This window comes from Zoogloea sp., from assembly GCF_028693495.1.
Classification (GTDB): Bacteria; Pseudomonadota; Gammaproteobacteria; order Burkholderiales; family Rhodocyclaceae; genus Zoogloea.
Map to the genome: position 1 here is coordinate 1 of NZ_JAQUVG010000149.1, position 4,915 is coordinate 4,915.

The 4,915-nt window shown below is 71.1% G+C and carries 4 protein-coding genes; all 4 read right to left on the minus strand.

What is annotated here, in order from left to right; genetic code table 11:
• On the minus strand, nucleotides 1-664 hold a 664-nt coding region (locus tag PHD22_RS16200; protein WP_299869253.1), incomplete at its 3' end, for a Clp protease N-terminal domain-containing protein.
• Nucleotides 665-750: 86 nt separating this feature from the next.
• Nucleotides 751-1,818: a lipocalin-like domain-containing protein gene (locus PHD22_RS16205; protein ID WP_299869256.1), complete on the minus strand. Its 1,068-nt coding sequence runs from the start codon at nucleotides 1,816-1,818 to the stop codon at nucleotides 751-753.
• Nucleotides 1,818-4,316 carry an FtsX-like permease family protein gene (locus tag PHD22_RS16210; protein ID WP_299869259.1) on the minus strand — a complete coding sequence of 833 codons (2,499 nt, stop codon included), beginning with the start codon at nucleotides 4,314-4,316 and terminating at the stop codon, nucleotides 1,818-1,820. Before PHD22_RS16210 ends, PHD22_RS16205 begins: the two co-directional genes overlap by 1 nt.
• The gene (locus tag PHD22_RS16215) at nucleotides 4,313-4,909 is read right to left on the minus strand and encodes an ABC transporter ATP-binding protein (protein WP_299869262.1); all 597 of its coding nucleotides are present in this window, start codon (nucleotides 4,907-4,909) and stop codon (nucleotides 4,313-4,315) included. Before PHD22_RS16215 ends, PHD22_RS16210 begins: the two co-directional genes overlap by 4 nt.
• Nucleotides 4,910-4,915 lie beyond the last annotated feature (6 nt).

The window sequence follows — 4,915 nt, forward strand, 5'->3', positions numbered from 1 at the left end:
GCTGGGCCAGGCCTTCGACGATGGCGGTCTTGCCCACGCCGGGCTCGCCGATCAGCACCGGGTTGTTCTTGGTGCGGCGCTGCAGGATCTGGATGGCACGGCGGATCTCGTCGTCGCGGCCGATCACCGGGTCGAGCTTGCCCTGGCGGGCCCGCTCGGTGAGGTCCACGCAGAACTTCTTGAGAGCCTCACGCTGGCTCTCGGCGTCGGCGCTGCCCACGGTCTGGCCGCCGCGCACCGCGTCGATGGCCTGCTCCAGGGCCTTCTTGGTCAGGCCGTTTTCCTTGAGCAGACGACCGGCCTCGCCCTTGTCGTCGGCCAGGGCGAGCAGGAACATCTCGCTGGCGATGAACTCGTCGCCGCGCTGCTGGGCGGCCTTGTCGGTGAGGTTGAGCAGGTTGCCCAGGTCGCGGCCCACGGACACATCACCGCCATGGCCCTGCACCTTGGGCAGGCGCTCGAGGGCCTTGGTCAGGGCGGCCTTGAGCCCCCCCACATTCACCCCGGCCCGCTGCAGCAGCGACACGGTGCTGCCATCGTCCTGGGCGAGCAGTGCCAGCAGCAGGTGCTGGGGCTCGATGAATTGCTGATCGTTACCCACGGCAAGGCTCTGCGCCTCGGCGAGGGCTTGCTGGAACTTGGTGGTGAATTTATCGATGCGCATGGAGCCTCCGGATTCTGGTCTGAACCCTAGATGGGGGGGCTGGGACAGACTTCAAGGGGCGGAACCGGAGGAATGCGGCCCGGACGTCACCCCACCCGGATGCGCTTACCGTAGCCGGTCATCTCCAGATAGCCGCGGCCCACCTCCCGCCCCTGCTCGCGGACCCGCACGGCGCCTTCCCAGTAGATGGCGCCGGTGGAGCCGCGACTGTCCAGCTCCTGGTCGTCCATCAGGGGCACCAGCTCGAAGGTCCGCCCGGCCACCTGCAGGCGCCAGGCCACCGGCCAGTCGATCCCGCTGCGGGGGGCGTGCCAGCGACGCAGGGGCGTGAAGCGGACCTCGCCGGGGGCCATGACCCGTGCCCGTCCATCGGGCGCGCACAGGGTGCCCGCCGTCCACAGGGCTTCTCCTGCGCCGTTGCGCATCCGGAAGGCCATCAGGCCGCTGCCGTCGTCCAGATTGAGTCCGACCCAATCCCAGCCCTGGGCGCCTTCGGGCATCAGCTCGCTGGACCACTCGTGATCCAGCCAGGCGGAGCCCCGCACCGGCTGGGTCATGCCCTCCAGGGTGACCGTACCGGTCACCTGCAACTGGGGCCGGCTGTAGTAGTAGCTGGCATGCCGGGGATCGGCCACCTTCTGGCTGAAGCCCCCTCGCCCGTTGAGGAGGGGCGGTGCATCGGTGCGCAGGTCGAGCGCATAGGCGAAGCCTTCATCCCGGACCTCGGCCCGATAGCCCCGGGGCGTCAGCTCGAAACGCCAGTCCCCCAGCCACACCCGGGTGGTCTCCGTGGAAAAGCCCGCCCGCCCCAGGCCGGCCCGGGCGGAGCGCTCCGCATGGCGCAGGGCACCTTTGCGGGGATCGGACAAGGCGCCATGGGCCAGGATCAGCTGACGGGGTGCGAAGGCGCTGGGATTGTCCTCCCCCACCCCCGTCCGCACCCGAAAGAAGGTGACCTGGAAGCCCAGGGGCTGCCCGTCCGGCAGGCTCAGCCAGCCGGTGGCATACCACCACTCGGTGCGGAAGCCCGGATGGGCCCCATGGTCCGCGGGAAACACCAGACGACGCCCGGGAAGCACCGGCTCGAAAGACGCCCCCCAGGCAGGTGCGGCAAGCGCACCCGCCAGCCCCAGCAAGAAACGACGACGCTCCATCACCAGTCCTCCCGCACCGCCATCACCGCGCTGGCGCCCATGGCCTGACGCCCCGCAAGGACCGCGGCCAGCGCCGCCAGGGCCGTGAGGGTCAGCGCAAACAGCCCCAGGGAACCCCAGGGCACGTGAATGTCCATGCTCCAGTGGAAACTCTGGCGGTTGACCACCTCGATCAAGACCAGTCCGATGCCGCCGCCCACCAGCAGCCCTCCCAGCACTCCGACCCCCGCCGCCAGGGCGCCCTCCCGGGCGAGCATGGCGCCCACCTGGCGGCGGGTCAGGCCCAGGTGCCGCAGCATGCCGAACTCCCGTCGTCGGGCGGCTGCCAGGGCGGCAAAGCTGGCCGCCACGCCGGCCAGTCCGATGGCCACGGCAACCGCCTCGAGCAGATAGGTGACGGCAAAGGTTCGGTCGAAGATGCGCAGGCTGAGGGCACGGATTTCCGCCGGGCGCGCCACCTCCAGGGCTCCGGGCGGCGCCAGGGCCGCCAGCGCCTCGGCCACCGCCCCGGGCGCTGCCCCTCCGGTCAGGTGGATCGCGCCGTCATTGGCCAGCCGGTCGCCGGTCAGGCGCTGATAGTCCGTCCGGTCGATCATGACGGCGCCGCTCTGGCGGGCATAATCCCGCCACACGCCGGCAATGCCCACGGTCACGCTCTGCCCCGCCAGGGGCAGGACCACCCGCTGCCCCACCCGCCAGCCATGGAGATCCTCCATCGCCTCGGAAATCCAGATGGCCGGCACGTCCCGCACGGGCACCACGGCCCCCACCACGGGGAGGGTGCTGCCGTCGCTCTCCAGGGGCCGGGCAATAAGGGCCACGGGAGGCCGATCCGGTGCCAGACGCAGGGTTTCATGGCGGATGAAATCCACCTCCGCCACACCGGGAAGCGCCCGGATGCGGGCCTGCAGGTCGGGATCCAGGTGGGCGCTGCTGCTGGCCCGCCCGGCCCTCAGGTAAAGATCGGCCGGCAGGATCTGGGCCAGCCATTGGTCCACGGAATCCCGGAAGGACGCGACCATGATGGCCATGGCGACGGCCAGGGCCACGCTGGTCAAGACACCTGCCGCGGCCACCACCCCGTGGCCTGGGGCTGCCCGCAGGCGGGCCACGGCCAGGCGGGCGGCAACAGGACCACCATCGGGGAGACGGGACGCCACAAATGCCGCCAGGGACGGCAGCAGGATCACCCCACCCGCCAGCAGGCAAGCCACCGCCAGGTAGCCCCCCACGGGCAGTTCCGCGACGGGGGGAAGCAGGCAGGCGGGCAGACTCAGGAGGAGCACGCTCACCCCCAGCCCGGGGCGTCCGGGCCCGGCTCCGAGGCCCACCTCATCCCCCGCCTTGAGGGCTCGGGCGGGGGACACGGTGGCCGCCTCACGGGCCGGCAGCCAGGCCCCCGCAAGGCCCGCGAACACGCCCAGTGCCACATAGAGCAGGCTCACACCGGGCTGGAACTGGAGCTGCGGGCGGAGGCCCTGAAAATATCCGGCCCCCAGATCGCCCCCCAGCAGGACCAGGGCACCCCAGGCCAGTCCATGACCCAAGGCAACGCCGACGACACCCCCGGCCAGCCCCACTGCCGCCCCCTCGGCCACCAGCCAGCGGAACAGGGTGGCCCGACTCAGGCCGATGGCCCGGAGAAATGCAAACTCCGTCCGCCGCCGCACCACTGACAGGGCCTGGGCCGAGAAGACCAGGAAGCCCCCGGTGAGCAGCGCAATGGCCGCCAGCATGGTCAGGTTGACCCGGTACGCCCGGGACAGGTTGGCAGCCTGGTCCTCTGCCGCCTCGGGGGGCTCCAGCACGACGCCCGCAGGCAGGACGCCGGCAATCCGGGAATGGATCCCCTCCGGGGAGCTTCCCTCGGCCAGCCGCAGGTCGATGCGCGTCAGATGCCCCAGGCGGGCAAAAATCTTCTGGACTGCGGCAATGTCCATCACCGCCAGGCTGCGCCCCTCCTCCACCCCGGGCAGATCGCCGGCAATCCGGACAGACACCTCTTGAGCGCCCGCCAGCAGGCGCAGGCGGTCCCCCACGCTGACACCGAGGGCCTCCCGCGCAGCGCGGCTCAGGAAGATGCGATCCTCTGCCAGGGCGGCAAGACGATCGTCCTCGTCTTGTCCCAGGGGGCGGGGAAACAACCTGGGTGTCACCGTCCCCAGCGCGAAGATGTCCAGCCCCAGCACCGGCAGACTGTCCTCCCGGCCAGCCAGGCGGGCCTCCACCTCCACCACCGGACTGGCGTCGGCCACGCCGGGTACCTCAAGGAGGCGGGCATACACCGTCTCGTCGAAGCCGCCGCGAGGTCCGCTGACCTGCAGGTCAGCCTGCCCGGCCAGCGTCCGCAGTCCCCGCCCGAACTCGCTCAGGGCTGCCTCATGGACCGCCTGCACGGCCATACCCAAGGCCACGCCGAGGACGATGGCGAGAAAGGAGAACAGGGTGGCCACCCGGCGCCGGGCCAGGGAGCCGAGGAAGACGGGGGCCAGCTTCACACCTGCAAGCCCTCCGGGGTCAGGCGCAACACCCGGTCGGCAGTGGCCGCCGCCTCGAGGGAGTGGGTCACGAGGATGCCGATGGCACCGGCGGCGCGGATCCGGTCTGCCAGCAAGGCCAGCACCTTCTCGCCGTTGGCCGGGTCCAGGTTCCCGGTGGGTTCATCCGCCAGCACCAGCCGGGGCCGATGGACCAGGGCCCGGGCAATGGCCACCCGCTGCATCTCCCCGCCGGACAACTCCCGGGGCCAGCTGTCGGCCCGCTCCGCCAGTCCGACGGCCTCCAGCAACTGGAGCGCGGGCCCATCCGCCGCCTGTGGGCCCTGCCCCTGCAGCCACAGGGGCAGGGCCACGTTCTGGCGCACCGTCAGATGGGGCAGCACATGAAAGGCCTGGAAAACGAAACCCAGCTGATCCCGCCGCAGGGCGGTCAGGCCATCCTCGTCGAGGCTGGCATATTCCCGGCCATCCAGGGCAATGCGCCCCCCATCGGGACGGTCCAGGCCGGCGATCAGGTTGAGGAGGGTGGACTTACCAACGCCGGACTCGCCGACGATGGCCACGTAGTCGCCCGGCGCAAGCTGGAGGGACACCCCCTG

Bases quoted from the DNA above. Each gene is read 5' to 3' on its own strand.
- PHD22_RS16205 (WP_299869256.1), bottom strand. From the start codon at position 1,818: ATGGAGCGTCGTCGTTTCTTGCTGGGGCTGGCGGGTGCGCTTGCCGCA.